This window comes from Pseudomonas sp. NPDC077451 (assembly GCF_044543345.1).
In the GTDB taxonomy this organism is placed as follows: domain Bacteria; phylum Pseudomonadota; class Gammaproteobacteria; order Pseudomonadales; family Pseudomonadaceae; genus Stutzerimonas.
Genome location: NZ_JBITVX010000010.1, coordinates 132,758 through 158,059, shown reverse-complemented (window position 1 = coordinate 158,059; position 25,302 = coordinate 132,758). Strand labels below are relative to the sequence as shown.

Below are 25,302 nucleotides of genomic sequence, written 5' to 3'. Positions count from 1 at the left end.
AGCAGGAGTAAAAACCCGTGGCAATCAAACTCGAAGACAAGAAGGCCATCGTCGCTGAAGTCAACGAGGCTGCCAAAGCTGCCCTGTCCGCTGTCGTGGCTGATGCCCGTGGCGTGACTGTGGGAGCCATGACCGGACTGCGGAGAGAGGCCCGCGAAGCTGGCGTATACGTGCGTGTAGTACGTAATACCCTGCTGCGCCGCGCTGTTGAAGGCACTCAGTATGATGTGCTCAACGACGTGTTCAAAGGCCCTACCCTTATCGCTTTTTCCAACGAACACCCGGGCGCTGCTGCTCGTATCTTCAAGGAATTCGCGAAGGGTCAGGACAAGTTCGAGATCAAGGCTGCTGCATTTGAGGGTCAGTTCATTGCAGCCAACCAGATCGACGCTTTGGCAACCCTGCCGACCTATGACGAGGCAATTTCGCAGCTGATGAGCGTGATTCAAGGCGCTACCAGCAAGCTGGCTCGTACTCTGGCGGCCGTTCGCGACCAGAAAGAAGCTGCAGCGGCCTAACGGCACGCACGAAGCATCTTTCGATTTTATTTTTGAATCAGATGGCCGCAGGCCGTCATCTATACAGGAATTTAGAGTCATGGCTCTGAGCAACGAAGACATCATCAACGCCGTTTCCGAAATGTCCGTGATGCAGGTTGTTGAACTGATCAAGGCAATGGAAGAGAAGTTTGGCGTTACTGCCGCTGCTGCTTCTGCTGCCGGCCCGGCCGCCGCTGCTGCTGTGGTTGAAGAGCAGACCGAATTCAACGTCATGCTGTTGGAAGCTGGCGAGAAGAAGGTGAACGTGATCAAGGCAGTTCGTGAACTGACCGGTCTGGGTCTGAAAGAAGCCAAGGCAGTCGTCGACGGCGCTCCTGGCGTGGTCAAGGAAGGCGTGTCCAAGGACGAAGCCGAAGCTGCCAAGAAAGCCCTGGAAGAAGCAGGCGCCAAAGTCGAGCTCAAGTAAGCGCGACCTTGCGTCTACAGCCGAAGCGACTCGCGTAAGGCTGGTGGCTGGTGGCTTTTGCCACCGGCCTTTTTCCGTTGTAGCTGCCTGTTGATCATCTGGCAGTTCGAATGGAAACAACCGCTCCGGTGGGCGGTGCGAATCACAGGATTCGCAAGATTTTCTGGCTGCTCCCGTCGGGAGAAGCCAAACAAGCAGGTGACCAAGCTGGGGAACGCTGATGGCTTACTCATACACTGAGAAAAAACGAATCCGCAAGGACTTTAGCAAGTTACCGCACGTGATGGACGTGCCGTATCTTTTGGCCATCCAGCTGGATTCGTACCGCGAATTCCTGCAGGCGGGAGCGACCAAGGATCAATTCCGCGATATTGGCTTGCATGCAGCCTTCAAATCCGTTTTTCCGATAATCAGCTATTCCGGCAATGCGGCGCTGGAGTATGTCGGCTATCGCCTGGGCGACCCGGCTTTCGACGTTAAGGAATGCGTGTTGCGCGGCGTGACCTTCGCCGTGCCGCTGCGGGTAAAAGTCCGCCTGATCATTTTTGATAAGGAATCGTCGAGCAAGGCGATCAAGGACATCAAGGAGCAGGAAGTCTACATGGGGGAAATCCCCCTGATGACCGAGAACGGTACCTTCATCATCAACGGTACTGAGCGCGTCATCGTGTCTCAGCTGCACCGCTCGCCTGGCGTTTTCTTCGATCACGATCGGGGCAAGACCCACAGTTCGGGCAAGCTGCTGTATTCCGCTCGTATCATTCCGTACCGTGGCTCTTGGCTGGACTTCGAGTTCGATCCGAAAGATGCCGTCTTCGTGCGTATCGACCGTCGCCGCAAGCTGCCGGCGTCGGTGCTTCTGCGCGCGCTGAATTACGGCACCGAAGAAATCCTTGATGCGTTCTACGACACCAACGTGTTCCACGTTAAGGGCGAAGCGCTGAGTCTGGAGCTGGTTCCGCAGCGGCTGCGCGGCGAGATCGCCTCGTTCGATATCACCGACGAGAACGGCAAGGTCATCGTCGAGCAAGGTCGCCGGATTACCGCGCGCCATATCAATCAGCTCGACAAGTCCGGCATCAAAGCGCTCGATATGCCGATGGACTACGTCCTGGGCCGCACCACGGCAAAGGCCATCGTGCACCCGGCGACTGGGGAGATCATTGCCGAGTGCAACACCGAGCTGACCGTCGAAGTATTGGCCAAGTTGGTCAAGGCGCAGGTGGTTCGCTTCGAGACGTTGTACACCAACGACATCGATTGCGGCCCGTTCATTTCCGACACGCTGAAGATCGACTCGACTACCAATCAGCTCGAAGCGCTGGTTGAGATCTACCGCATGATGCGACCTGGCGAGCCGCCAACCAAGGACGCTGCCGAGACGCTGTTCAACAATCTGTTTTTCGCGTCGGAGCGCTACGACCTGTCGGCCGTAGGTCGGATGAAGTTCAACCGCCGTATCGGTCGGACCGAGATCGAGGGTTCCGGGGTGTTGAGCCGCGAGGACATCGTTGCGGTGCTGAAGACCCTGGTCGACATCCGTAACGGCAAAGGCGTCGTCGACGATATCGACCACCTGGGCAACCGTCGCGTACGCTGCGTGGGTGAAATGGCCGAGAACCAGTTCCGTGTAGGTCTGGTGCGTGTTGAGCGTGCGGTCAAAGAACGTTTGTCGATGGCAGAAAGCGAAGGGCTGATGCCGCAGGACCTGATCAACGCCAAGCCGGTTGCCGCGGCGGTCAAGGAGTTCTTCGGTTCCAGCCAGCTGTCGCAGTTCATGGACCAGAACAATCCGCTGTCGGAGATCACCCACAAGCGTCGTGTTTCGGCGCTCGGCCCGGGCGGTCTGACGCGTGAGCGTGCAGGCTTCGAAGTGCGTGACGTACACCCGACCCATTATGGTCGTGTCTGTCCGATTGAAACGCCAGAAGGTCCGAACATCGGTCTGATCAACTCGCTGGCTGCCTATGCCCGTACCAACCAGTACGGTTTCCTGGAAAGCCCGTACCGTGTGGTCAAGGAAGGCGAAGTCACCGACGAGATCGTATTCCTCTCGGCGATCGAAGAAGCTGATCACGTCATTGCACAGGCCAGCGCCAAGCTGGAAGGGCGCAAGCTGGTCGACGAGCTGGTTGCTGTTCGTCATCAGAACGAGTTCACGGTCAAGGCGCCGGAAGACGTAACCCTGATGGACGTTTCGCCGAAGCAGGTTGTCTCCGTTGCTGCCTCGCTGATCCCGTTCCTCGAGCACGACGACGCCAACCGTGCATTGATGGGTTCGAACATGCAGCGTCAGGCCGTACCGACGCTGCGGTCGGACAAGCCTCTGGTTGGCACCGGGATGGAGCGCAACGTAGCGCGCGACTCCGGTGTTTGCGTGGTTGCCCGTCGTGGCGGCGTGATCGACTCAGTCGACGCCAGTCGTGTGGTTGTGCGTGTGCATGACGCAGAAGTCGAAACCGGTGAAGCGGGCGTCGACATCTACAACCTGACCAAGTACACCCGTTCCAACCAGAACACCTGTATCAACCAGCGTCCGCTGGTGAGCAAGGGTGATGTGGTCGAGCGTGGCGACATCATGGCCGACGGCCCGTCCACCGACATGGGTGAACTGGCGCTCGGGCAGAACATGCGCGTCGCGTTCATGCCGTGGAACGGCTACAACTTCGAAGACTCCATCCTCCTGTCGGAGCGTGTGGTCCAAGAAGACCGTTTCACCACCATCCATATCCAGGAACTGACCTGCGTATCCCGCGATACCAAGCTTGGCCCAGAGGAAATCACCGCTGACATCCCGAACGTGGGTGAAGCGGCGCTGAACAAGCTGGACGAGGCGGGCATCGTTTACGTGGGTGCTGAGGTGGGTGCAGGTGACATCCTGGTCGGCAAGGTCACGCCTAAAGGTGAAACCCAGCTGACGCCGGAAGAGAAGCTGCTGCGTGCGATCTTCGGTGAGAAGGCGTCCGACGTGAAGGACACCTCCCTACGTGTGCCGACTGGCACCAAGGGTACCGTCATCGACGTTCAGGTCTTTATCCGTGATGGTGTCGAGCGTGACTCCCGTGCGCTGGCCATCGAGAAGATGCAGCTGGACGAGATTCGTAAGGATCTGAACGAAGAGTTCCGTATCGTCGAGGGTGCAACTTTTGAACGTCTGCGCTCCGCTCTTGTTGCCGCGACTGTCGAGGGTGGGGCCGGGCTGAAGAAAGGCGCCGTCATCACTGACGAGATGCTCGATGGTCTCGAGCACGGACAGTGGTTCAAGTTGCGCATGGCCGAAGATGCACTGAACGAGCAGCTGGAAAAGGCCCAGGCCTACATTTCCGACCGCCGTCAGCTGCTCGACGACAAGTTCGAAGACAAGAAGCGCAAGCTGCAGCAGGGCGATGACTTGGCGCCTGGCGTTCTGAAGATCGTTAAGGTCTACCTGGCAATCAAGCGTCGTATCCAGCCGGGCGACAAGATGGCAGGTCGTCACGGTAACAAGGGTGTCGTCTCGGTCATCATGCCGGTCGAAGACATGCCGCACGACGTGCATGGCACGCCGGTCGACATTGTATTGAACCCGCTGGGCGTACCATCTCGTATGAACGTCGGTCAGATTCTCGAAACCCACCTGGGCCTAGCAGCCAAGGGGCTGGGTGAGAAAATCAACCGCATGCTGGAAGAGCAGCGTAAGGTCGCTGAGCTACGTAAGTTCCTCACCGAAATCTATAACGAGATCGGTGGTCGTCAGGAAAACCTGGAAAGCTTCAGCGACCAAGAAATCCTCGATCTGGCGAAGAACCTGCGCGGTGGCGTGCCAATGGCGACGCCGGTCTTCGACGGTGCCAAAGAGCGCGAGATCAAGGCCATGCTGAAGCTGGCGGATCTGCCAGAGAGCGGGCAAATGCAGCTGTTCGATGGTCGTACCGGTAACAAGTTCGAGCGCACCACCACGGTTGGCTACATGTACATGCTCAAGCTGAACCACCTGGTCGACGACAAGATGCACGCGCGTTCCACCGGTTCCTACAGCCTGGTTACCCAGCAGCCGCTGGGTGGTAAGGCACAGTTCGGTGGCCAGCGTTTCGGGGAGATGGAGGTCTGGGCACTGGAAGCCTATGGTGCCGCCTACACCCTGCAGGAAATGCTCACGGTCAAGTCGGACGACGTGAACGGGCGGACCAAGATGTACAAGAACATCGTGGACGGCGATCACCGTATGGAGCCCGGTATGCCGGAATCCTTCAACGTGTTGATCAAAGAGATCCGCTCGCTCGGTATCGACATCGATCTGGAAACCGAATAACCACGCACCGCCTATGCGACCTCCGGCATCAGCCGGTCGTCGCAGGTCCGTGAGGAGGAAAGGCCTTGAAAGACTTGCTGAATCTGTTGAAAAACCAGGGTCAAATCGAAGAGTTCGATGCCATCAAGATTGCATTGGCTTCGCCCGAGATGATCCGTTCCTGGTCCTTTGGTGAAGTCAAGAAGCCAGAGACCATCAACTACCGGACGTTCAAGCCCGAGCGCGACGGCCTGTTCTGCGCCAAGATCTTTGGCCCGGTCAAAGATTATGAATGCCTGTGTGGTAAGTACAAGCGCCTCAAACACCGTGGCGTGATCTGTGAGAAGTGCGGCGTTGAAGTTGCGCTGGCCAAAGTGCGTCGTGAGCGCATGGCGCACATCGAGCTGGCCTCGCCGGTCGCCCACATCTGGTTTCTGAAGTCGCTGCCGAGCCGTATCGGCTTGCTGCTGGACATGACCCTGCGTGACATCGAGCGCGTGCTCTATTTCGAGAGCTATGTCGTGATCGATCCGGGTATGACCACGCTCGAGAAGGGACAGCTGCTCAATGACGAGCAGTACTTCGAGGCACTGGAAGAGTTTGGTGACGACTTCGACGCCCGCATGGGTGCCGAGGCCGTGCGCGAGCTGCTGCACGAAATCGACCTGGAGCACGAGATTGGCCGCCTGCGCGAAGAGATTCCGCAAACCAACTCCGAGACCAAGATCAAGAAGCTGTCCAAGCGTCTGAAGCTGATGGAAGCCTTCTTCGGTTCGGGTAACCTGCCGGAGTGGATGGTCTTGACCGTTCTGCCTGTTCTGCCGCCCGACCTGCGTCCGCTGGTCCCGCTGGACGGTGGCCGTTTCGCGACTTCGGATCTCAACGATCTCTATCGTCGCGTGATCAACCGCAACAACCGTCTGAAGCGCCTACTCGACCTGTCGGCGCCGGATATCATCGTGCGCAACGAAAAGCGTATGCTGCAGGAAGCCGTCGACGCGCTGCTCGACAACGGTCGCCGCGGTCGCGCCATCACTGGCTCGAACAAGCGTCCGCTGAAGTCCCTGGCTGACATGATCAAGGGTAAGCAGGGGCGTTTCCGTCAGAACCTGCTCGGAAAGCGTGTGGACTATTCCGGTCGTTCGGTTATCACCGTCGGTCCGACCCTGCGACTGCACCAGTGCGGTCTGCCGAAGAAGATGGCCCTCGAGCTGTTCAAACCGTTCATTTTCGGCAAGCTGGAAATGCGTGGCATGGCGACCACCATCAAGGCCGCCAAGAAAATGGTCGAGCGCGAACTGCCTGAAGTCTGGGACGTCCTGGCTGAAGTCATCCGCGAACATCCCGTGTTGCTCAACCGTGCACCGACGTTGCACCGTCTGGGCATCCAGGCGTTCGAGCCGGTCCTGATTGAAGGCAAGGCGATCCAGCTGCACCCGCTGGTCTGTGCCGCGTACAACGCTGACTTCGACGGCGACCAAATGGCCGTGCACGTGCCGCTGACGCTGGAAGCGCAGCTCGAAGCGCGCGCGCTGATGATGTCGACCAACAACATTCTCTCGCCCGCCAACGGCGAGCCGATCATCGTGCCATCGCAGGACGTGGTCCTGGGTCTGTACTACATGACCCGCGAAGCCATCAATGCCAAGGGCGAAGGTCGCGTATTCGCTGACCTGCAGGAAGTCGACCGCGTATTCCGCGGCGGCGAAGCGTCACTGCACGCCCGCGTCAAGGTGCGTATCAACGAGACCATCAAGGATCGCGACGGTAGCATCACCAAGAACACTCGTATCGTCGACACCACTGTCGGCCGCGCGCTGCTGTTCCAGGTGGTTCCAGCAGGTCTGCCGTTCGATGTGGTCAATCAGCCGATGAAGAAGAAGGCGATCTCCAAGCTGATCAACCTGTGCTACCGCACGGTCGGCTTGAAAGATACCGTCATCTTTGCCGACCAGCTGATGTACACCGGTTTCGCATACTCGACCATTTCGGGCGTGTCGATCGGTGTGAACGATTTCGTCATCCCGGATGAGAAGGCGCGCATCATCGACGCCGCGACCGAGGAAGTGAAGGAAATCGAGTCGCAGTACGCCTCTGGCCTGGTAACTCAGGGCGAGAAGTACAACAAGGTGATCGACCTCTGGTCCAAGGCCAACGACGAAGTCTCCAAGGCGATGATGGCCAACCTCTCGAAAGAGAAGGTCATCGACCGCGACGGCAACGAGGCCGAGCAGGATTCGTTCAACTCGATGTACATGATGGCCGACTCCGGTGCGCGTGGTTCTGCCGCCCAGATTCGCCAGCTCGCAGGTATGCGTGGCCTGATGGCCAAGCCGGACGGCTCGATCATCGAGACGCCGATCACCGCGAACTTCCGTGAAGGTTTGAACGTACTGCAGTACTTCATCTCTACCCACGGTGCTCGTAAGGGTCTGGCGGATACCGCTTTGAAAACCGCGAACTCCGGTTACCTGACCCGTCGTCTTGTTGACGTGGCACAGGATCTGGTGGTTACCGAGGTCGACTGCGGTACTGAGCAGGGTCTGTTCATGACTCCGCACATCGAGGGCGGCGACGTGGTCGAGCCGCTAGGCGAGCGCGTGCTGGGCCGTGTCATTGCGCGTGATGTACTCAAGCCGGGCAGCGAAGAGATATTGGTTCCGGCCGGGACATTGGTTGACGAGCAGTGGGTCGACTTCATCGAGCTCAACAGCATTGACGAAGTCGTGGTTCGCTCGCCGATTAGCTGTGAAACGCGCTATGGCATTTGTGCGAAGTGCTACGGTCGCGATCTCGCTCGCGGGCACCAGGTCAACATCGGTGAGGCAGTGGGCGTTATTGCTGCGCAATCGATTGGTGAGCCCGGTACTCAGCTGACGATGCGTACGTTCCACATCGGTGGTGCGGCTAGCCGGACTTCTGCGGTCGACAACGTCATGGTCAAGAATGGCGGCACCATCCGCCTGCATAACCTCAAGCATGTAGAGCGTGCTGACGGCGCGCTGGTTGCGGTGTCCCGTTCCGGTGAGCTGGCGGTTGCCGACGACTTCGGTCGTGAGCGCGAGCGTTACAAGCTGCCTTACGGTGCAGTTATCTCGATCAAGGAAGGCGACAAAGTCGACGCCGGCGCTGTGGTTGCCAAGTGGGACCCGCACACCCACCCGATCGTCACCGAGATGAAGGGTGTCGTGACCTTCGTCGGTATGGAAGAGAACATCACCATCAAGCGCCAGACCGATGAACTCACCGGTCTGACCAACATCGAGGTGATGGATCCGAAGGACCGTCCGGCATCGGGCAAGGATATTCGTCCGGCGATCAAGATGGTCGACTCGAATGGCAAGGAGTTGCTGCTGCCGGGTACCGACGTACCGGCTCAGTATTTCCTGCCAGCTAACGCCCTGGTAGGTGTGGCTGACGGTGCCGAGATCAATGTGGGTGACGTTATCGCACGTATCCCGCAGGAAACCTCGAAAACCCGTGACATTACTGGTGGTCTACCACGCGTCGCCGACCTCTTCGAGGCGCGTCGTCCGAAAGAGCCTTCGATCCTGGCTGAAATCAGCGGCACAATCTCCTTCGGCAAGGAAACCAAGGGCAAGCGTCGCTTGGTGATCACTCCGACCGATGGTACCGACCCGTACGAGGAGCTGATTCCGAAGTGGCGTCACCTCAACGTGTTCGAAGGCGAGCAGGTGAACAAGGGTGAGGTTATCTCGGACGGTCCGAGCAACCCGCACGACATCCTGCGTCTGCTGGGCGTGAGTGCGCTGGCCAAGTACATCGTCAACGAGATTCAGGACGTTTATCGTCTGCAGGGTGTGAAGATCAACGACAAGCACATCGAGACGATTCTGCGTCAGATGCTGCGCAAGGTTGAAGTGGCGGAATCCGGCGATTCGAGTTTCATCAAGGGCGACCAGATGGAGCTCACTCATGTTCTTGAGGAGAACGAGCGTCTCTCTGCGGACGACAAGTTCGGATCAAAGTACATCCGCGTGCTGCTGGGTATCACCAAGGCCTCGCTGTCTACTGAGTCGTTCATCTCGGCGGCGTCCTTCCAGGAGACCACTCGCGTCCTCACCGAGGCCGCAGTGACGGGCAAGCGCGATTATCTGCGCGGCCTGAAAGAAAACGTGGTCGTGGGTCGACTGATCCCGGCCGGTACCGGACTTCAGTATCACAGTGAGCGCAAGCGCAAGCGTGAAGCTGAAAAGCCGGTTCGTGTGAGCGCCGATGAAGTCGAAGCGGCGCTGACCGAGGCGCTCAATTCGAGCGGTAACTGATTGGTGTCTGCCCCGGCGTAAGTCGGGGCGCGCCTTGACGGTGGGCAGGAAGCTCTTTAGACTCTTGTACCCCTAATTTGGCGGGGCTTTGCGCCCTGCCATTTTTCGTTTGTGTCGAAAGACAACAGTGGAGCTAGTAGATGGCAACGATCAACCAGCTGGTACGCCAGCCGCGCAAGCGCGTCGTCGAGAAAAGCGACGTCCCTGCGCTGCAGAACTGCCCGCAACGCCGTGGCGTGTGCACTCGTGTGTACACCACCACGCCAAAGAAACCGAACTCTGCACTGCGTAAGGTATGCCGTGTTCGCCTGACCAATGGTTTTGAAGTCGCCTCTTATATCGGCGGTGAAGGCCACAACCTGCAAGAGCACAGTGTCGTGCTGATCCGTGGTGGTCGTGTAAAAGACCTTCCGGGCGTGCGTTATCACACCGTGCGCGGTTCGCTGGATACCTCGGGTGTCAAGGATCGTAAGCAGGGTCGTTCGAAGTACGGCGCCAAGCGTCCGAAGTAATCGTATTTATATTTATCTGAGTCGATAAGAGTAAGGTCGGGCGTAACCTCATCGTTATAGTCCCGGGCTAACCTGAAGACCGTTTGAGGGCTTATCAATGCCAAGACGTCGTGTAGCAGCCAAGCGCGAGATCCTTGACGATCCGAAATACGGAAGTCTGATCCTCGCCAAGTTCATGAACCACGTGATGGAAAGCGGCAAGAAAGCCGTCGCCGAACGTATCGTTTATGGGGCCTTGGAAAAGGTCAAGGAACGCAAGAACAGCGATCCCCTGGAAATCTTCGAGAAAGCACTCGACGCCATCGCTCCGCTGGTCGAAGTGAAGTCCCGCCGCGTAGGTGGTGCGACTTACCAGGTTCCGGTCGAAGTTCGTCCGTCCCGTCGTAACGCGCTGGCCATGCGTTGGTTGGTAGATGCTGCGCGTAAGCGTGGTGAGAAATCCATGGCTCTGCGCTTGGCGGGTGAGCTGTCGGATGCATTTGAAGGTAAAGGCGCTGCTGTGAAGAAGCGTGAAGACGTGCACCGTATGGCTGAAGCCAACAAGGCCTTCTCGCACTACCGCTTCTAATTTTCAGCGTCATCAACTTGCGAGGGCTTTATGGCTCGTACTACCCCGATTAACCGCTACCGTAACATTGGTATCGTTGCTCACGTGGATGCTGGTAAAACCACCACCACCGAGCGCGTCCTCTTTTACACCGGCGTAAACCATAAAATGGGCGAGGTGCACGACGGCGCCGCGACCATGGATTGGATGGTGCAGGAGCAGGAGCGTGGTATTACCATTACCTCCGCTGCCACCACCGCTTTCTGGGCTGGTTCCGAGAAGCAGTTCGATAGGCATCGTTTCAATATCATCGATACCCCCGGTCACGTTGACTTCACCATTGAAGTGGAGCGCTCGCTGCGCGTACTCGATGGTGCGGTCGTAGTGTTCTGCGGTACTTCGGGTGTTGAGCCGCAATCGGAAACCGTATGGCGTCAGGCCAACAAATACGGTGTCCCGCGTCTGGTCTATGTCAACAAGATGGACCGCGCTGGTGCTAACTTCCTGCGTGTGGTTGCGCAGATCAAGCAGCGCCTGGGGCACACGCCTGTGCCTATCCAGCTTGCTATTGGTGCTGAAGATAACTTCCAGGGCCAGATTGATCTGGTCAAGATGAAAGCCATCTACTGGAACGATGACGACAAGGGTATGACCTTCCGCGAGGAAGAGATCCCTGCCGAGCTTCAGGATCTGGCTGAAGAGTGGCGCAGCAACATGGTCGAGGCGGCAGCCGAGGCAACCGAAGAGCTGATGAACAAGTACCTCGAAGGTGAAGAGCTCACTACTGAGGAGATCAAGGCGGCTCTGCGTCAGCGCACTATCGCTGGTGAGATCGTGTTGGCTGTTTGTGGTTCTTCCTTCAAGAACAAGGGCGTGCCCCTGGTTCTCGATGCTGTTATCGATTATCTGCCAGCGCCAGCCGATATTCCGGCGATCAAGGGCACCGATATCGACGATGAAACCATCGAGATGGAGCGCCACGCAGATGATAGCGAGCCGTTTTCTGCGCTTGCGTTCAAGATTGCGACGGACCCCTTTGTCGGTACGCTGACCTTTGCTCGTGTCTATTCCGGTGTCCTGAATTCCGGTGACGGCGTTCTGAACTCGGTAAAGGGCAAGAAAGAGCGTGTCGGTCGTATGGTGCAGATGCACGCGAACAGCCGTGAAGAAATCAAGGAGGTTCGTGCAGGCGACATCGCTGCCCTGATCGGTATGAAGGACGTCACGACTGGTGACACGCTTTGTGCTCTGGACAAGCCGATCATCCTGGTCCGTATGGATTTCCCGGAGCCGGTGATTTCGGTTGCGGTTGAGCCTAAGACCAAGGATGACCAGGAAAAGATGGGTATCGCGCTGGGCAAACTTGCTCAGGAAGACCCTTCATTCCGCGTCAAGACCGACGAAGAGACTGGTCAGACCATTATCTCGGGTATGGGTGAGTTGCACCTCGATATTCTCGTCGACCGTATGCGTCGCGAGTTCAATGTCGAAGCCAACATCGGTAAGCCTCAGGTGTCTTATCGTGAGAAAATCACTAAGTCCTGTGAGATCGAGGGCAAGTTCGTTCGTCAGTCCGGCGGTCGCGGTCAGTTCGGTCATTGCTGGGTGCGTTTTGCGCCTGCAGATGAGGGGCAAGAGGGTCTGCAGTTCGTTAACGAGGTGGTTGGTGGTGTGATTCCGAAGGAATACATCCCCGCCATTCAGAAAGGCATCGAAGAGCAGATGAAGAACGGCGTAGTCGCCGGCTATCCGCTGATCGGCCTGAAGGCGACAGTGTTCGATGGTTCCTACCATGACGTCGACTCCAACGAGATGGCGTTCAAGGTTGCGGCTTCCATGGCGACCAAGCAGCTGTCCCAGAAGGGTGGCGCTGTAGTGCTTGAGCCGATCATGAAAGTCGAGGTTGTGACGCCCGAGGACTACATGGGTGACGTGATGGGCGACCTGAATCGTCGTCGCGGTCTGATCCAGGGTATGGAAGATACGGTCTCCGGTAAGGTTATTCGTGCCGAGGTTCCGTTGGGTGAGATGTTCGGTTATGCAACCGATGTCCGCTCCATGTCTCAGGGTCGCGCCAGCTACTCCATGGAATTCTCAAAATACTCCGAGGCTCCGTCGAACATCGTCGAAGCTATCGTTAAAAAACAAGGTTGATTCAGCCCTTTAAGTAAGAGGTTTACTGTCGTGGCTAAAGAAAAATTCGAACGTAACAAACCGCACCTGAACGTCGGTACCATTGGTCACGTCGACCATGGCAAGACCACGCTCACCGCAGCTCTGACTAAGGTCTGTGCTGAGACTTGGGGCGGCTCTGCGCGTGACTTCTCGCAGATCGACAACGCGCCGGAAGAGAAGGCTCGTGGTATCACCATCAACACCTCCCACGTTGAATATGATTCCTCGATCCGTCACTACGCTCACGTTGACTGCCCTGGTCACGCTGACTATGTGAAGAACATGATCACCGGTGCTGCGCAGATGGACGGCGCGATCCTGGTTTGCTCCGCTGCTGACGGCCCGATGCCGCAGACTCGTGAGCACATCCTGCTGTCCCGTCAGGTTGGCGTTCCTTATATCGTTGTCTTCCTGAACAAGGCTGACATGGTTGACGACGCTGAGCTGCTTGAGCTGGTTGAGATGGAAGTGCGTGACCTGCTGTCGACTTACGACTTCCCGGGCGACGACACTCCGATCATCATCGGCTCTGCATTGATGGCTCTGAACGGCCAGGACGACAACGAGATGGGCGTATCGGCCGTGCGTAAGCTGGTCGAGACTCTGGACAGCTACATCCCAGAGCCTGAGCGTGCAATCGACAAGCCGTTCCTGATGCCGATCGAGGATGTGTTCTCGATCTCTGGTCGCGGCACTGTTGTGACTGGTCGTGTTGAGCGCGGCATCGTCAAGGTTCAGGAAGAGATCGAGATCGTTGGTATTCGTGCCACGACCAAGACTACCTGCACCGGCGTCGAAATGTTCCGTAAGCTGCTCGACGAAGGTCGTGCGGGTGAGAACGTCGGCGTCCTGCTGCGCGGCACCAAGCGTGATGACGTTGAGCGTGGTCAGGTTCTGGCCAAGCCGGGCACCATCAAGCCGCACACCAAGTTCGAAGGCGAAGTCTACGTACTGAGCAAGGAAGAAGGCGGTCGTCATACTCCGTTCTTCAAAGGCTACCGTCCGCAGTTCTACTTCCGTACGACTGATGTGACCGGTAACTGCGAGCTGCCCGAAGGCGTTGAGATGGTGATGCCGGGCGACAACATCAAGATGGTTGTTACCTTGATCGCTCCGATCGCCATGGAAGACGGTCTGCGTTTCGCGATTCGCGAAGGTGGCCGTACCGTTGGTGCCGGCGTGGTTGCCAAGATCATCGAATAATCGTTCGGTGTCGAAAAGGGCCCTTCGGGGCCCTTTTTCTATTGCTGATCATTTATTGACACCCTCTGGACGCATCCGTACAATTGCGCCTCCTTTTACCGGGCGTATTGCGTTTGGTAGGGATGGCTAATTGGAGTCTGAGGTCAAAATGCAAAACCAACAAATCCGTATTCGGTTGAAGGCTTTTGACCATCGCCTGATCGATCAATCAACCCAGGAAATCGTGGAAACCGCGAAACGTACTGGTGCTCAGGTGCGTGGTCCGATTCCACTGCCGACCCGCAAAGAGCGGTTCACTGTTCTGGTTTCTCCGCACGTCAACAAAGATGCGCGCGACCAGTATGAGATCCGTACTCATAAGCGTGTGCTGGATATCGTCCAGCCGACCGACAAGACTGTCGATGCGCTGATGAAGCTTGATCTTGCGGCTGGCGTGGAAGTGCAGATCAGCCTCGGCTAAAACCTGGAGTTTTAGTCGTGTAACGCTCTGAAATGGGCGGCCATAGCGGGTGAAAGCCCCGTACACTCAAGAGGTTACAACATGACTATTGGTGTAGTCGGTCGTAAATGCGGAATGACCCGCGTTTTCACCGAAGATGGTGTCTCTATTCCGGTTACGGTCATTGAGATCGAGCCGAATCGTGTCACTCAGTTCAAGAATGAAGAAAGCGATGGCTATCGCGCTGTGCAGGTCACTGTCGGCGAGCGTCGTGCGTCCCGTGTCACCAAGGCTCAGGCTGGTCATTTCGCTAAGGCGAATGTAGCTGCTGGTCGTGGTGTCTGGGAGTTCCGTCTCGATGGCGAGGAATTCCAGGTTGGTGACCAGATCAAGGCTGAGATTTTTCAGGCTGGGCAGATGGTGGATGTCACCGGTCAGTCCAAGGGTAAAGGCTTTGCCGGTACCATTAAGCGCTGGAATTTCCGTGGTCAGGACAATACTCACGGTAACTCCGTATCCCACCGCGTCCCGGGTTCGATTGGCCAATGCCAGACACCAGGCCGTGTTTTCAAGGGCAAGAAGATGTCCGGGCACATGGGCGCCGAGCGCGTAACCGTGCAGTCCCTGGAAATCGTGCGTGTCGATGCCGAGCGTAATCTCCTGTTGGTCAAGGGTGCAGTGCCCGGCGCCACTGGTGGTGACGTTGTCGTGCGTCCGGCTGCCAAGGCTCGCGGGTAAGGGGGAGTTCACATGCAATTGAATGTTAATGGCGCACAAGCCATCGAAGTCTCCGAGCAAACCTTTGGTGGTGAGTTCAACGAGACGCTGGTGCACCAGGCAGTCGTCGCCTACATGGCTGGCGGTCGTCAGGGTAGCAAGCAGCAGAAGACTCGCTCCGACGTCTCCGGTGGCGGTAAGCGCCCCTGGCGCCAGAAGGGCACTGGCCGCGCGCGTGCTGGTACCTCGCGTGGTCCGATCTGGCGTGGCGGTGGCGTAACTTTCGCTGCTCGTCCGCAGAACCATGAGCAGAAGCTCAACAAGAAGATGTACCGCGCAGCGTTGCGTTCCATTCTTTCCGAATTGGTTCGTTCCGAGCGTTTGGTTGTTGTTGAAGATTTCGCCGTCGACAGTCCCAAGACCAAGCTGCTTGCTAATAAGCTGACTGGCATGGGTCTGAGTGACGTACTGATCGTTTCCGATGCTGTCGATCAGAACCTGTATCTGGCGGCCCGCAACCTGCCGCACGTCGATGTTCGTGACGTTCAGGGTTCCGATCCCGTCAGCCTGATCGCCTATGACAAGGTGTTGATCACCGTGTCGGCTGTGAAGAAATTCGAGGAGCTGCTGGGATGAACCAGGAACGCGTATTCAAAGTCCTGCTTGGTCCGCACGTCTCCGAGAAGGCAACCATGCTGGCTGACAGCAAGAGCCAGTTCGTTTTCAAGGTTGCTACTGATGCAACCAAGCTGGAAATCAAGAAGGCCGTCGAAAGCCTGTTCAACGTGAAGGTCGCCAAGGTCAGCACCCTGAATGTTCAGGGTAAGACCAAACGCACCGCTCGCGGCCTGGGCAAGCGTAACGACTGGAAGAAGGCGTATATCGCCCTTCAGCCAGGCCAGGATCTCGATTTCTCCGGCAACGCTGAGTAAGGAAGGGGTGCATCATGGCAATCGTTAAATGCAAACCGACTTCCGCGGGCCGCCGTTTCGTGGTCAAGGTGGTCAATCAGGAGCTGCACAAAGGCGCTCCTTATGCTCCGCTGCTCGAGAAGAAGTCGAAGACTGGTGGCCGTAACAACAACGGCCGTATCACCACTCGTCACATCGGTGGTGGTCATAAGCAGCATTATCGTCTGGTCGATTTTCGTCGCAACAAGGATGGCATCCCAGCCGTCGTTGAGCGCGTTGAATACGACCCGAACCGTACTGCACACATCGCGCTGCTGAAGTACGCGGACGGCGAGCGTCGCTACATCATCGCACCCAAGGGTGTAACTGCTGGCGATCAGCTGCTCTCTGGCGTCAATGCGCCAATCAAGGCTGGCAACAGCCTGCCGCTGCGTAACATTCCGCTGGGTTCGACCGTTCACGGTGTTGAGCTCAAGCCGGGCAAAGGTGCCCAGATCGCGCGTTCGGCTGGTGCTTCGGCTCAGCTGGTTGCTCGTGAAGGTGCCTACGTTACTCTGCGTCTTCGCTCCGGCGAGATGCGCAAGGTACTGGCTGAATGCCGTGCGACCCTGGGTGAAGTCTCGAACTCCGAGCACAGCCTGCGTTCGCTCGGTAAGGCGGGTGCTAAGCGCTGGCGCGGTGTCCGTCCGACCGTTCGCGGTGTGGCAATGAACCCGGTCGATCACCCCCACGGTGGTGGTGAGGGTCGTACCTCCGGTGGTCGTCATCCGGTGTCGCCATGGGGCTTCCCGACCAAGGGCGCGAAGACTCGCTCTAACAAGCGCACCGATAACATGATCGTCCGTCGTCGCAAGTAACTAGAGGGATACGACAGTGCCGCGTTCTCTGAAAAAAGGTCCTTTTATCGATCTTCACCTATTGAAGAAGGTCGAAGTGGCGATGGAAAAGAATGATCGCAAGCCGGTTAAAACCTGGTCGCGTCGTTCGATGATCCTGCCACAAATGGTCGGTCTGACCATCGCTGTGCATAACGGCCGTCAACATGTCCCCGTTCTCGTGAGCGAAGATATGGTCGGTCACAAACTCGGCGAGTTCGCTGGTACCCGCACTTATCGCGGGCACGTAGCGGACAAGAAAGGCAAGCGCTAAGGGGTAAGGAAAGATGGAAGTAGCCGCTAAGTTGTCGGGCGCTCGCATCTCCGCCCAGAAAGCCCGCCTGGTCGCCGACCAGATCCGCGGGAAGAGGGTGGGCGAAGCGCTCAACCTGCTGGCTTTCAGCAGTAAGAAAGCCGCCGAGATCATGAAAAAAGTGCTGGAGTCGGCTGTAGCCAACGCCGAGCACAACGAAGGCGCTGACGTGGATGACCTGAAGGTCTCTACGGTCTTCGTCAACGAGGGGCGTTCGCTTAAGCGCATCATGCCGCGTGCCAAAGGCCGCGCTGATCGCATCGTCAAGCGGTCTTGCCATATCACTGTCAAGGTTGCGGACAAGTAACGGAGTCGATCAGATGGGTCAGAAAGTACATCCCACTGGCATACGCCTGGGAATCGTCAAGGAGCACACTTCCGTCTGGTATGCAGACGGTCGTACATACGCCGATTATCTGCTTGCAGATCTGAACGTGCGTGCGTACCTCCAAGACAAATTAAAAAGCGCGTCCGTAAGCCGTATCGACATCCATCGTCCGGCTCAAACCGCACGCATCACCATCCACACCGCTCGTCCCGGCATCGTGATCGGCAAGAAGGGTGAGGATGTTGAGAAGCTGCGTCAGGACCTGACCAAGAGAATGGGTGTGCCTGTGCACATCAACATCGAAGAAATCCGCAAGCCGGAGCTCGATGCAATGCTGGTAGCACAGAACGTCGCTCAGCAGCTGGAGCGTCGCGTAATGTTCCGCCGCGCCATGAAGCGCGCGGTACAAAACGCAATGCGTATTGGTGCCAAGGGCATCAAGATCCAGGTGAGCGGTCGTCTGGGTGGGGCTGAAATTGCTCGTACAGAATGGTATCGGGAAGGTCGTGTGCCGCTGCACACCCTGCGTGCCGATATTGACTACAACACCTACGAAGCGCACACCACCTACGGTGTGATCGGCGTCAAGGTCTGGATCTTCAAAGGCGAAGTAATTGGTGGTCGCCATGAAGAGCTCAAGCCTCAAGCGCCTGCGCCTCGTAAAAAAGCTACCAAGTAAGGAGTACGCCAAATGTTGCAACCAAAGCGTACAAAATTCCGCAAGCAAATGACTGGTCACAACCGTGGCTTGGCTCAGCGCGGTAGCAAAGTCAGCTTCGGCGAATTCGCTCTGAAGTCTGTCGCTCGTGGTCGTTTAACTGCGCGTCAGATTGAGTCCGCACGTCGTGCGTTGACTCGTCACGTGAAGCGTGGCGGAAAGATCTGGATCCGTGTTTTCCCCGACAAGCCTATCTCCAAAAAGCCGCTTGAAGTGCGGATGGGTAAAGGTAAAGGCAACGTCGAGTACTGGGTAGCCCAGATTCAGCCGGGCAAAGTGCTCTACGAGATCGAGGGTGTTTCCGAAGAGCTGGCGCGTGAGGCATTCGCCCTGGCTGCTGCAAAGCTGCCGCTCGCCACCTCCTTTGTTAAGCGGACGGTGATGTGATGAAAGCGAATGAACTTCGTGAAAAATCCGCTCAGCAGCTAAATGAGCAATTGCTCGAGCTGCTGCGCGACCAGTTCAATCTGCGTATGCAGAAAGCAACTGGCCAGTTGGGGCAGTCTCACCTGCTCTCGCAAGTCAAGCGCGACATCGCTCGTGTCAAGACTGTGCTCAACCAGCAGGCAGGTAAGTGATCATGGCTGAAGTTGAAAAAACTGTCCGCACGCTGACTGGCCGCGTCGTCAGCGACAAGATGGACAAAAGCATCACCGTTCTGATCGAGCGTCGCGTCAAGCACCCGATCTACGGTAAATACGTGAAGCGTTCGACCAAACTGCACGCCCACGACGAAACCAACCAGTGCCGTATCGGCGACAAGGTCACGATTCGCGAGACTCGTCCTATGGCGAAGACCAAGTGCTGGATGTTGGTTGATGTCGTCGAACGTGCCGTCGAAGTCTAAGGGCTAAGGGTCGGAGAAATTATATGATTCAGACTCAATCAATGCTCGATGTCGCTGATAACAGTGGCGCTCGTCGCGTCATGTGTATCAAGGTTCTCGGCGGTTCGCACCGCCGTTATGCCGGCATCGGCGACATCATCAAGGTTACCGTGAAGGAAGCGATTCCACGTGGCAAGGTCAAAAAAGGCCAGGTAATGACTGCTGTAGTAGTCCGTACCCGTCACGGTGTTCGTCGTCCAGACGGCTCCATCATCCGCTTCGATGGCAATGCTGCTGTTTTGTTGAACAACAAGCAGGAGCCAATCGGCACCCGTATTTTCGGGCCGGTGACGCGTGAACTTCGTTCAGAGAAGTTTATGAAGATTGTCTCGCTCGCGCCTGAAGTGCTGTAAGGAGAAGCCGCATGCAAAAGATTCGTCGCAACGACGAGATCATCGTCATCGCCGGCAAAGACAAGGGTAAGCGCGGTAAGGTGCTCCGGGTTCTCGCTGACGACCGCTTGGTTGTTGGTGGTATCAACCTGGTGAAGCGTCATACCAAGCCGAACCCGATGTCGGGCGTTCAGGGCGGTATCGTCGAGAAGGAGGCGCCACTGCACGCCTCTAACGTCGCTATTTTCAATGGCGAAACCAACAAGGCTGACCGCGTTGGGTTCAAGGTTGAAGACGGCAAGAAAATTCGTGTCTTCAAGTCGACCCAAAAGCCGGTTGAAGCTTGAGACTGCTAGGTAGATAACCATGGCACGACTAAAAGAAGTTTATCGGAAGCAGATCGCTCCCAAGCTGAAAGAAGAGCTTCAGCTTGGTAACGTGATGGAAGTTCCGCGCATTACCAAGATCACCCTCAACATGGGTATTGGCGAGGCAATCGGTGATAAGAAAATCATCGATAACGCGGTTGCCGATCTTGAGAAAATCACCGGCCAGAAGGTCGTTGTGACTCACGCTCGCAAGTCTATCGCTGGCTTCAAGGTCCGTGAAGGCTGGCCGATCGGTGTCAAGGTGACGTTGCGCAGTGATCGTATGTACGAGTTCCTGGATCGCTTGTTGTCGATCTCCCTGCCTCGGGTTCGCGACTTCCGCGGCCTGAATGCCAAGTCGTTCGACGGCCGCGGCAATTACAGCATGGGCGTGAAAGAGCAGATCATCTTCCCGGAAATCGATTACGACAAGATCGATGCCCTGCGTGGTCTGGACATCACTCTGACCACTACTGCTCGGACGGATGAAGAGGGTCGCGCGCTGTTGCGTGCATTCAACTTCCCGTTCCGTAACTGATTGGAGTAGGCACATGGCTAAGCAAAGCATGAAGAACCGCGAGCTGAAGCGTCAGCAAACGGTTGCTAAGTACGCCCAGAAGCGTGCCGCGCTGAAAGCAACCATCGCCAATCCGGAGTCCACTCCGGAAGCGCGCTGGGAAGCTCAGGTGGCTCTGCAGAAGCAGCCTCGTGATGCAAGCGCTTCGCGCCTGCGTAACCGCTGCCGTTTGACCGGTCGTCCGCACGGTGTTTATCGCAAGTTCGGTCTTGCGCGTAACATGTTGCGTCAGGCCGCTATGCGTGGCGACGTACCAGGTCTGGTCAAAGCTAGCTGGTAAGAATGGTAGCCCGGCGTTCCTGTCGGGCTGGCTGTTCCAAAATCAAGCCCCTATGGGGCTTGATTCGTTTCTAGACTATCTCTAGAATGTCCGGCTCGCCCGAGCCACGCCTTTGGCGTTCGCTCTTCTAGCAGGCGACACGAGCCTTCGCGGGCTTATTTTTTTGTATTAGGAGCCAAGAGCCCATGAGTATGCAGGACCCGTTAGCGGACATGCTAACTCGTATCCGTAATGCCCAGATGGCTGAAAAGTCCGTCGTAAGCATGCCGTCTTCCACTCTGAAGGTGGCAGTAGCCAACGTTCTTCAAGGTGAAGGCTATATCGCAGGATACAACGTCAGCAGCGACGCCAAGCCGCAGCTGTCTATCGAGCTTAAGTATTTCGAGGGCCGTCCGGTCATCGAGGAGCTGAAGCGCGTAAGCCGTCCTGGCCTTCGCCAGTACAAATCCGTTGATCAGTTGCCGAAGGTTCGCGGCGGTCTGGGTGTTTCGATCGTGTCCACCAACAAAGGTGTGATGACTGATCGAGCTGCCCGCGCTGCTGGCGTTGGCGGCGAAGTGCTCTGCACAGTGTTCTAAGGGGGGATAAGCATGTCTCGCGTTGCTAAGAACCCCGTCAAGCTGCCCGCTGGTGTTGAATTCAACATATCCGGCCAGCAGCTTTCGGTAAAGGGTGCCAAGGGCGCTCTGGAACTGAATGTGCACTCGTCCGTGGAAGTGATTCACGAGGCTGGTGAGTTGCGTTTCGCTGCTCGCAATGGCGATCAGCAGAATCGCGCCATGGCCGGTACTACCCGTGCACTGGTTAACAACATGGTGATCGGTGTCAGTCAAGGCTTTGAGCGTAAGCTTCAGCTGGTTGGTGTTGGTTACAAGGCGCAAGCCAAAGGTCAAGTGCTGTCCCTGGCTCTCGGCTTCTCGCATCCGGTGGAATATGAACTGCCGCAAGGCGTTACCGCTGAGACCCCCAGTCAGACCGATATCCTGATTAAGGGTGTCGATAAGCAACTGGTCGGTCAGGTGGCTGCTGAAATCCGCGACTTCCGCCGCCCCGAGCCTTATAAGGGCAAAGGCGTGCGTTACTCGGACGAAGTGGTCCGTCGTAAAGAAGCTAAGAAGAAGTAGGGCATAGCAAATGAGCGTAAAGAAAGTTACTCGTCTGCGTCGCGCTCGCAAGGCACGCCTGAAGATGCGCGAGCTGGAAACCGTACGCCTTTGTGTGTACCGCTCTTCCCAGCACATCTACGCCCAGGTCCTTTCGGCCGACGGCGGCAAGGTCCTGGCCAGCGCCTCGACACTGGACAAAGAACTGCGTGGCGGTGCCACTGGCAACGTCGACGCTGCCAAGAAAGTTGGTCAGCTGGTCGCTGAGCGCGCTAAGGCCGCAGGTGTCACCCAGGTGGCGTTCGACCGTTCTGGCTTCAAGTACCACGGTCGTGTGAAGGCACTGGCTGATGCTGCTCGTGAAGGCGGGCTGGAGTTCTAAGTTATGGCATATAACGAGCAAAAGCGCGACGAAGGCTACATTGAGAAGCTGGTTCAAGTTAACCGCGTCGCCAAGACTGTAAAAGGTGGTCGTATCTTCACTTTCACCGCGTTGACCGTGGTCGGTGATGGTAAGGGCCGTGTAGGTTTCGGTCGCGGCAAGTCCCGTGAAGTACCGGCTGCTATTCAGAAGGCCATGGAGGCGGCTCGCCGCAACATGATCCAGGTTGATCTGAACGGCACCACGCTGCAGTACGCTACCAAGGCGGCGCATGGCGCTTCCAAGGTCTACATGCAGCCTGCTTCCGAAGGTACTGGCGTGATCGCTGGTGGTGCCATGCGCGCCATTCTTGAAGTTGCTGGCGTGCAGAACGTTCTGGCTAAGTGCTATGGCTCCACTAACCCTGTGAACGTGGTTCATGCCACGTTCAAGGGTTTGAAAGCCATGCAGTCGCCCGAGTCGATCGCTGCCAAGCGTGGCAAGAGCGTCGAGGAGATTTCCTGATCATGGCTAACACCGTCAAGGTCACGCTGATTAAAAGCGTCAGTGGCCGTATCCCCAATCACAAGCTGTGCGTTAAGGGCCTTGGCCTTCGTCGCATTGGTCACACCGTCGAAGTTCAGGACACTCCTGAAAATCGGGGCATGATCAACAAGGCTTATTACATGCTCCGTGTGGAGGGCTAAGCCATGCAACTGAACGATTTGCGTTCTGCGCCGGGTGCCCGTCGCGAAAAACTGCGTGTGGGTCGTGGTATCGGTAGCGGCCTGGGTAAGACCGGTGGCCGCGGTCACAAGGGTCAGACTTCCCGTTCCGGTGGCAAGATTGCTCCCGGGTTCGAGGGCGGCCAGCAGCCTCTGCATCGTCGTCTGCCGAAGTTCGGCTTCGTTTCGCTAAAAGCCATGGATCGCGCAGAAGTGCGTACATCCGAGCTGGCTAAGGTCGAAGGCGACGTCGTTTCCGTGCAGAGCCTCAAGGATGCCAATGTCATCAACCAGAACGTACTGCGTGTGAAAGTCATGCTGTCCGGTGAGGTTGGTCGCGCTGTGACCCTGAAAGGCATCGCCGCCACCAAAGGTGCGCGTGCGGCTATCGAAGCAGCTGGCGGCAAGTTCGAGGAATAAATGGCTAAGCAAGGTGCTCTCTCCGCGCTGAGTAATGGCGGGCTGTCTGAACTCTGGGCTCGTCTGCGCTTTTTGCTGATGGCGATTATCGTCTATCGGATAGGGGCGCACATCCCGGTGCCGGGGATCAATCCCGACAGGTTGGCCGAGCTGTTCCGTCAGAACGAAGGGACCATCCTTAGCCTGTTCAACATGTTTTCAGGTGGTGCGCTGGAGCGCATGAGTATCTTTGCTTTGGGGATCATGCCGTACATTTCGGCATCGATCATCATGCAGCTCATGACAGCTGTCAGTCCGCAGCTTGAGCAGTTGAAAAAGGAAGGCGAGGCCGGTCGCCGCAAGATTAGCCAGTACACGCGCTATCTAGCGCTCGTTCTGGCGATCGTGCAGGCTATTGGCATGTCCGTCGGGCTGGCCGGCCAAGGCGTCGCATTCAGCAGTGACTTCGGCTTCTATTTTGTCGCTATCACGACGTTTGTGGCGGGTGCGATGTTCATGATGTGGCTGGGCGAGCAGATCACTGAGCGTGGTGTCGGAAACGGCATTTCGATGTTGATTTTTGCTGGTATCGTTGCTGGCTTGCCGGGCGCCCTTGGGCAGTCCTTCGAGTCGGCTCGTCAGGGTGATGTCAATATCATTGCGCTGTTGGCGGTGGGTCTGCTGGCTGTTGCGATCATCGGTTTCGTGGTCTTCATTGAGCGTGGCCAGCGGCGGATTGCCGTGCACTACGCTAAGCGTCAGCAGGGTCGTAAGGTCTTCGCTGCGCAGACAAGTCACTTGCCCTTGAAGGTCAATATGGCTGGTGTGATTCCGGCAATCTTTGCGAGCAGCATTCTGTTGTTCCCGGCTTCGTTGGGTCAGTGGTTTGGCCAGTCCGAAAGCATGAGCTGGCTGGCTGATATCTCGCAGGCGATTGCTCCCGGTCAGCCGTTGAATATCCTGTTGTTCAGTGCCGGCATCATCTTCTTCTGCTTCTTCTATACGGCGTTGATGTTCAATCCTAAAGACGTCGCAGAAAACCTGAAGAAGTCCGGTGCGTTTATTCCAGGGATTCGTCCTGGTGAGCAGTCGGCGCGCTATATCGATGGTGTGCTGACCCGCTTGACCTTGTTCGGTGCCCTGTACATGACGGCTGTTTGCTTGCTTCCTCAGTTCCTTGTGGTAGCCGCAAATGTGCCGTTCTACCTTGGCGGGACCTCGTTGCTGATTGTGGTCGTGGTTGTAATGGACTTCATGTCCCAAGTGCAGTCACACCTGATGTCCCACCAGTACGATTCCCTGATGAAAAAAGCCAACCTGAAGGGCTACGGCAGCGGAATGCTTCGCTGAAGTCGGCTCGTAAGGTTCTAGGAGTTGGTCATGAAAGTTCGCGCATCGGTCAAAAAACTGTGCCGCAACTGCAAGATCGTTCGTCGCGAAGGCGTCGTTCGAGTGATCTGCAGCGCAGAACCGCGGCACAAACAGCGCCAAGGCTGATTGTGAGCTAAGGCTCGGGCCCGGCAGCTAGTGCGCTGCCGGGTTGATTATTTGTTATTACAGCGTTAGTATCTCGCGCCCTTTTCTTGGCTTCCGGGGCGTTGGGTAGCTGTCAATTGGAGTTTCACTGAATGGCCCGTATTGCAGGCGTAAACATTCCGGATAACAAGCACACTGTTATCTCGCTGACCTACATCTATGGTGTTGGTCGCACTCGCGCACAGACAATCTGTGCCGCTACCGGTGTAAACCCGGCAGCAAAAATCAAGGATCTCACTGACGAGCAGGTTGAACTGCTGCGTGGCGAAGTGGGCAAGTTCATCGTTGAAGGTGACCTGCGTCGCGAAGTCAACATGAAGATCAAGCGCTTGATGGACCTGGGTTGCTATCGCGGCCTGCGTCATCGTCGTGGTCTGCCAGTGCGCGGTCAGCGTACCAAGACCAACGCTCGTACCCGTAAGGGTCCGCGTAAGCCGATCCGCAAGTAATCGCATTAGCGCATCGACAGGAATCT

At 56.9% G+C, this 25,302-nt stretch carries 32 protein-coding genes; all 32 read left to right on the top strand.

The features are described from left to right. The first annotated feature begins 17 nt into the window (after window positions 1-17). The 32 genes from rplJ to rpsM all read left to right on the top strand — a co-directional run bounded on the left by rplJ (window position 18) and on the right by rpsM (window position 25,276). Entirely contained in the window at window positions 18-518 is a 501-nt protein-coding gene (gene rplJ, locus ACIGHL_RS16650) for a 50S ribosomal protein L10 (protein ID WP_128122057.1), read from the top strand. Between the two features lie 79 nt (window positions 519-597). After that, window positions 598-966, top strand: a complete 369-nt coding sequence (gene rplL / locus ACIGHL_RS16645; RefSeq protein WP_128122056.1) for a 50S ribosomal protein L7/L12 — start codon at window positions 598-600, stop codon at window positions 964-966. Window positions 967-1,186: 220 nt separating this feature from the next. Beyond that, window positions 1,187-5,257, top strand: coding sequence for a DNA-directed RNA polymerase subunit beta (rpoB, locus tag ACIGHL_RS16640; protein ID WP_128122055.1), 4,071 nt, complete (start codon window positions 1,187-1,189; stop codon window positions 5,255-5,257). Window positions 5,258-5,322: 65 nt separating this feature from the next. Then, window positions 5,323-9,522 (top strand): DNA-directed RNA polymerase subunit beta', encoded by a 4,200-nt coding sequence (rpoC, locus tag ACIGHL_RS16635; protein ID WP_216706984.1) that lies wholly within the window; start codon window positions 5,323-5,325, stop codon window positions 9,520-9,522. Window positions 9,523-9,662: 140 nt separating this feature from the next. After that, window positions 9,663-10,034, top strand: a complete 372-nt coding sequence (rpsL, locus tag ACIGHL_RS16630) for a 30S ribosomal protein S12 (RefSeq protein ID WP_003291416.1) — start codon at window positions 9,663-9,665, stop codon at window positions 10,032-10,034. A gap of 97 nt (window positions 10,035-10,131) precedes the next feature. Continuing rightward, window positions 10,132-10,602, top strand: coding sequence for a 30S ribosomal protein S7 (gene rpsG / locus ACIGHL_RS16625; protein ID WP_045430600.1), 471 nt, complete (start codon window positions 10,132-10,134; stop codon window positions 10,600-10,602). A 30-nt stretch (window positions 10,603-10,632) separates the two neighbouring features. Beyond that, window positions 10,633-12,735, top strand: coding sequence for an elongation factor G (gene fusA / locus ACIGHL_RS16620; RefSeq protein ID WP_128122054.1), 2,103 nt, complete (start codon window positions 10,633-10,635; stop codon window positions 12,733-12,735). Between the two features lie 30 nt (window positions 12,736-12,765). Continuing rightward, window positions 12,766-13,959: an elongation factor Tu gene (gene tuf / locus ACIGHL_RS16615; RefSeq protein WP_025240334.1), complete on the top strand. Its 1,194-nt coding sequence runs from the start codon at window positions 12,766-12,768 to the stop codon at window positions 13,957-13,959. A gap of 148 nt (window positions 13,960-14,107) precedes the next feature. Continuing rightward, complete coding sequence (gene rpsJ / locus ACIGHL_RS16610; protein WP_003186070.1) at window positions 14,108-14,419, top strand: 30S ribosomal protein S10; 312 nt, start codon at window positions 14,108-14,110, stop codon at window positions 14,417-14,419. Between the two features lie 81 nt (window positions 14,420-14,500). Continuing rightward, complete coding sequence (gene rplC, locus ACIGHL_RS16605; RefSeq protein WP_045430590.1) at window positions 14,501-15,136, top strand: 50S ribosomal protein L3; 636 nt, start codon at window positions 14,501-14,503, stop codon at window positions 15,134-15,136. 12 nt (window positions 15,137-15,148) lie between these two features. Continuing rightward, a complete protein-coding gene (gene rplD, locus ACIGHL_RS16600) occupies window positions 15,149-15,751 on the top strand; it encodes a 50S ribosomal protein L4 (RefSeq protein WP_046164399.1) in 603 nt (200 codons plus the stop codon). Further along, entirely contained in the window at window positions 15,748-16,047 is a 300-nt protein-coding gene (rplW, locus tag ACIGHL_RS16595; protein WP_021209378.1) for a 50S ribosomal protein L23, read from the top strand. Before rplD ends, rplW begins: the two co-directional genes overlap by 4 nt. A 14-nt stretch (window positions 16,048-16,061) precedes the next feature. Further along, window positions 16,062-16,883, top strand: a complete 822-nt coding sequence (gene rplB, locus ACIGHL_RS16590; protein WP_128120965.1) for a 50S ribosomal protein L2 — start codon at window positions 16,062-16,064, stop codon at window positions 16,881-16,883. 16 nt (window positions 16,884-16,899) lie between these two features. Continuing rightward, window positions 16,900-17,175 carry a 30S ribosomal protein S19 gene (gene rpsS, locus ACIGHL_RS16585; RefSeq protein ID WP_021209376.1) on the top strand — a complete coding sequence of 92 codons (276 nt, stop codon included), beginning with the start codon at window positions 16,900-16,902 and terminating at the stop codon, window positions 17,173-17,175. 13 nt (window positions 17,176-17,188) lie between these two features. After that, window positions 17,189-17,521 (top strand): 50S ribosomal protein L22, encoded by a 333-nt coding sequence (rplV, locus tag ACIGHL_RS16580; protein WP_007924194.1) that lies wholly within the window; start codon window positions 17,189-17,191, stop codon window positions 17,519-17,521. Between the two features lie 13 nt (window positions 17,522-17,534). Next, window positions 17,535-18,221 carry a 30S ribosomal protein S3 gene (rpsC, locus tag ACIGHL_RS16575; RefSeq protein WP_046164400.1) on the top strand — a complete coding sequence of 229 codons (687 nt, stop codon included), beginning with the start codon at window positions 17,535-17,537 and terminating at the stop codon, window positions 18,219-18,221. Window positions 18,222-18,233: 12 nt separating this feature from the next. Continuing rightward, entirely contained in the window at window positions 18,234-18,647 is a 414-nt protein-coding gene (gene rplP / locus ACIGHL_RS16570; RefSeq protein WP_003176421.1) for a 50S ribosomal protein L16, read from the top strand. Continuing rightward, on the top strand, window positions 18,647-18,838 hold the full coding sequence (gene rpmC / locus ACIGHL_RS16565; protein ID WP_003289209.1) for a 50S ribosomal protein L29: 192 nt from the start codon (window positions 18,647-18,649) through the stop codon (window positions 18,836-18,838). Before rplP ends, rpmC begins: the two co-directional genes overlap by 1 nt. 2 nt (window positions 18,839-18,840) lie before the next feature. Beyond that, window positions 18,841-19,107 carry a 30S ribosomal protein S17 gene (gene rpsQ / locus ACIGHL_RS16560; protein WP_025240347.1) on the top strand — a complete coding sequence of 89 codons (267 nt, stop codon included), beginning with the start codon at window positions 18,841-18,843 and terminating at the stop codon, window positions 19,105-19,107. Between the two features lie 23 nt (window positions 19,108-19,130). Next, complete coding sequence (gene rplN, locus ACIGHL_RS16555) at window positions 19,131-19,499, top strand: 50S ribosomal protein L14 (RefSeq protein ID WP_003289207.1); 369 nt, start codon at window positions 19,131-19,133, stop codon at window positions 19,497-19,499. An 11-nt stretch (window positions 19,500-19,510) separates the two neighbouring features. Beyond that, window positions 19,511-19,825 (top strand): 50S ribosomal protein L24, encoded by a 315-nt coding sequence (gene rplX / locus ACIGHL_RS16550; RefSeq protein ID WP_019339971.1) that lies wholly within the window; start codon window positions 19,511-19,513, stop codon window positions 19,823-19,825. A gap of 19 nt (window positions 19,826-19,844) precedes the next feature. Beyond that, the gene (gene rplE, locus ACIGHL_RS16545; RefSeq protein ID WP_019339970.1) at window positions 19,845-20,384 is read left to right on the top strand and encodes a 50S ribosomal protein L5; all 540 of its coding nucleotides are present in this window, start codon (window positions 19,845-19,847) and stop codon (window positions 20,382-20,384) included. Window positions 20,385-20,397: 13 nt separating this feature from the next. Continuing rightward, on the top strand, window positions 20,398-20,703 hold the full coding sequence (gene rpsN, locus ACIGHL_RS16540) for a 30S ribosomal protein S14 (protein ID WP_046164401.1): 306 nt from the start codon (window positions 20,398-20,400) through the stop codon (window positions 20,701-20,703). Between the two features lie 185 nt (window positions 20,704-20,888). Next, a complete protein-coding gene (gene rpsH, locus ACIGHL_RS16535) occupies window positions 20,889-21,281 on the top strand; it encodes a 30S ribosomal protein S8 (RefSeq protein ID WP_003281824.1) in 393 nt (130 codons plus the stop codon). A gap of 12 nt (window positions 21,282-21,293) precedes the next feature. After that, a complete protein-coding gene (rplF, locus tag ACIGHL_RS16530; RefSeq protein WP_128120964.1) occupies window positions 21,294-21,827 on the top strand; it encodes a 50S ribosomal protein L6 in 534 nt (177 codons plus the stop codon). 10 nt (window positions 21,828-21,837) lie between these two features. After that, a complete protein-coding gene (rplR, locus tag ACIGHL_RS16525; protein ID WP_019339967.1) occupies window positions 21,838-22,188 on the top strand; it encodes a 50S ribosomal protein L18 in 351 nt (116 codons plus the stop codon). 3 nt (window positions 22,189-22,191) lie between these two features. Beyond that, the gene (gene rpsE, locus ACIGHL_RS16520; protein ID WP_019339966.1) at window positions 22,192-22,692 is read left to right on the top strand and encodes a 30S ribosomal protein S5; all 501 of its coding nucleotides are present in this window, start codon (window positions 22,192-22,194) and stop codon (window positions 22,690-22,692) included. A gap of 2 nt (window positions 22,693-22,694) precedes the next feature. Beyond that, window positions 22,695-22,874, top strand: a complete 180-nt coding sequence (gene rpmD, locus ACIGHL_RS16515; protein WP_003281818.1) for a 50S ribosomal protein L30 — start codon at window positions 22,695-22,697, stop codon at window positions 22,872-22,874. A gap of 3 nt (window positions 22,875-22,877) precedes the next feature. Continuing rightward, entirely contained in the window at window positions 22,878-23,312 is a 435-nt protein-coding gene (gene rplO / locus ACIGHL_RS16510) for a 50S ribosomal protein L15 (protein ID WP_045430567.1), read from the top strand. Next, on the top strand, window positions 23,313-24,641 hold the full coding sequence (gene secY / locus ACIGHL_RS16505) for a preprotein translocase subunit SecY (protein ID WP_046164402.1): 1,329 nt from the start codon (window positions 23,313-23,315) through the stop codon (window positions 24,639-24,641). Between the two features lie 30 nt (window positions 24,642-24,671). Beyond that, entirely contained in the window at window positions 24,672-24,788 is a 117-nt protein-coding gene (rpmJ, locus tag ACIGHL_RS16500; protein WP_014854209.1) for a 50S ribosomal protein L36, read from the top strand. A gap of 131 nt (window positions 24,789-24,919) precedes the next feature. Beyond that, the gene (rpsM, locus tag ACIGHL_RS16495; protein ID WP_073301056.1) at window positions 24,920-25,276 is read left to right on the top strand and encodes a 30S ribosomal protein S13; all 357 of its coding nucleotides are present in this window, start codon (window positions 24,920-24,922) and stop codon (window positions 25,274-25,276) included. Window positions 25,277-25,302: the final 26 nt, after the last annotated feature.

What these genes read in the sequence shown, in the direction of transcription:
- rplL (WP_128122056.1), top strand. Translation starts at nt 598, where the DNA reads ATGGCTCTGAGCAACGAAGACATCATCAACGCCGTTTCCGAAATGTCC.
- rpoB (WP_128122055.1), top strand. Translation starts at nt 1,187, where the DNA reads ATGGCTTACTCATACACTGAGAAAAAACGAATCCGCAAGGACTTTAGC.
- rpsL (WP_003291416.1), top strand. Translation starts at nt 9,663, where the DNA reads ATGGCAACGATCAACCAGCTGGTACGCCAGCCGCGCAAGCGCGTCGTC.
- rpsG (WP_045430600.1), top strand. Translation starts at nt 10,132, where the DNA reads ATGCCAAGACGTCGTGTAGCAGCCAAGCGCGAGATCCTTGACGATCCG.
- fusA (WP_128122054.1), top strand. Translation starts at nt 10,633, where the DNA reads ATGGCTCGTACTACCCCGATTAACCGCTACCGTAACATTGGTATCGTT.
- rpsJ (WP_003186070.1), top strand. Translation starts at nt 14,108, where the DNA reads ATGCAAAACCAACAAATCCGTATTCGGTTGAAGGCTTTTGACCATCGC.
- rplC (WP_045430590.1), top strand. Translation starts at nt 14,501, where the DNA reads ATGACTATTGGTGTAGTCGGTCGTAAATGCGGAATGACCCGCGTTTTC.
- rplD (WP_046164399.1), top strand. Translation starts at nt 15,149, where the DNA reads ATGCAATTGAATGTTAATGGCGCACAAGCCATCGAAGTCTCCGAGCAA.
- rplW (WP_021209378.1), top strand. Translation starts at nt 15,748, where the DNA reads ATGAACCAGGAACGCGTATTCAAAGTCCTGCTTGGTCCGCACGTCTCC.
- rplB (WP_128120965.1), top strand. Translation starts at nt 16,062, where the DNA reads ATGGCAATCGTTAAATGCAAACCGACTTCCGCGGGCCGCCGTTTCGTG.
- rplV (WP_007924194.1), top strand. Translation starts at nt 17,189, where the DNA reads ATGGAAGTAGCCGCTAAGTTGTCGGGCGCTCGCATCTCCGCCCAGAAA.
- rpsC (WP_046164400.1), top strand. Translation starts at nt 17,535, where the DNA reads ATGGGTCAGAAAGTACATCCCACTGGCATACGCCTGGGAATCGTCAAG.
- rplP (WP_003176421.1), top strand. Translation starts at nt 18,234, where the DNA reads ATGTTGCAACCAAAGCGTACAAAATTCCGCAAGCAAATGACTGGTCAC.
- rpmC (WP_003289209.1), top strand. Translation starts at nt 18,647, where the DNA reads ATGAAAGCGAATGAACTTCGTGAAAAATCCGCTCAGCAGCTAAATGAG.
- rpsQ (WP_025240347.1), top strand. Translation starts at nt 18,841, where the DNA reads ATGGCTGAAGTTGAAAAAACTGTCCGCACGCTGACTGGCCGCGTCGTC.
- rplN (WP_003289207.1), top strand. Translation starts at nt 19,131, where the DNA reads ATGATTCAGACTCAATCAATGCTCGATGTCGCTGATAACAGTGGCGCT.
- rplX (WP_019339971.1), top strand. Translation starts at nt 19,511, where the DNA reads ATGCAAAAGATTCGTCGCAACGACGAGATCATCGTCATCGCCGGCAAA.
- rplE (WP_019339970.1), top strand. Translation starts at nt 19,845, where the DNA reads ATGGCACGACTAAAAGAAGTTTATCGGAAGCAGATCGCTCCCAAGCTG.
- rpsN (WP_046164401.1), top strand. Translation starts at nt 20,398, where the DNA reads ATGGCTAAGCAAAGCATGAAGAACCGCGAGCTGAAGCGTCAGCAAACG.
- rpsH (WP_003281824.1), top strand. Translation starts at nt 20,889, where the DNA reads ATGAGTATGCAGGACCCGTTAGCGGACATGCTAACTCGTATCCGTAAT.
- rplF (WP_128120964.1), top strand. Translation starts at nt 21,294, where the DNA reads ATGTCTCGCGTTGCTAAGAACCCCGTCAAGCTGCCCGCTGGTGTTGAA.
- rplR (WP_019339967.1), top strand. Translation starts at nt 21,838, where the DNA reads ATGAGCGTAAAGAAAGTTACTCGTCTGCGTCGCGCTCGCAAGGCACGC.
- rpsE (WP_019339966.1), top strand. Translation starts at nt 22,192, where the DNA reads ATGGCATATAACGAGCAAAAGCGCGACGAAGGCTACATTGAGAAGCTG.
- rpmD (WP_003281818.1), top strand. Translation starts at nt 22,695, where the DNA reads ATGGCTAACACCGTCAAGGTCACGCTGATTAAAAGCGTCAGTGGCCGT.
- rplO (WP_045430567.1), top strand. Translation starts at nt 22,878, where the DNA reads ATGCAACTGAACGATTTGCGTTCTGCGCCGGGTGCCCGTCGCGAAAAA.
- secY (WP_046164402.1), top strand. Translation starts at nt 23,313, where the DNA reads ATGGCTAAGCAAGGTGCTCTCTCCGCGCTGAGTAATGGCGGGCTGTCT.
- rpmJ (WP_014854209.1), top strand. Translation starts at nt 24,672, where the DNA reads ATGAAAGTTCGCGCATCGGTCAAAAAACTGTGCCGCAACTGCAAGATC.
- rpsM (WP_073301056.1), top strand. Translation starts at nt 24,920, where the DNA reads ATGGCCCGTATTGCAGGCGTAAACATTCCGGATAACAAGCACACTGTT.